This is a genomic window from Methylocapsa sp. S129, assembly GCF_009765995.1.
Lineage (GTDB): Bacteria > Pseudomonadota > Alphaproteobacteria > Rhizobiales > Beijerinckiaceae > Roseiarcus.
Genome location: NZ_LMUI01000040.1, coordinates 1 through 402 on the forward strand (window position 1 = coordinate 1; position 402 = coordinate 402).

General features: G+C 68.7%; 1 protein-coding gene. It reads left to right on the plus strand.

Features of this window, described 5'->3' with window-relative positions:
• Window positions 1-402: hypothetical protein (locus tag GSQ90_RS20285; RefSeq protein WP_371418414.1), on the plus strand; the 402-nt coding region annotated here is incomplete at both ends.

Sequence of the window (402 nt, forward strand, 5' to 3'; positions counted from 1 at the left end):
GCGGGAGCGGGCGGGGCGTTTGACTTTGCGACGACGGCGACATTCGCGGATGGGACGTATCATCTGACGGCGACGGACACGAGCGCGGATGGGACGCAGACGAGCGGGCAATCGACAGCGGCGACGGCGATTGTGGGTTCGCTCGCGCCGACGGGCCTTGCGCAGCAGGGAACCTCGACGAACGGCGGGACGATTGAGATCGCGGGAACCGGCGATGCGTCCGGGGATACGATCAAGCTTTACAACGGCGCGACCCTGGTCGGCTCCGGGACGGCGGGCGTTGGCGGCGCCTTCGACATCACGACGACGGCGACGTTTGCGGATGGGACGTATCATCTGACGGCGACGGACACGAGCGCGGACGGGACGCAGACGAGCACGGCTTCGACGGCGGCGACGGCG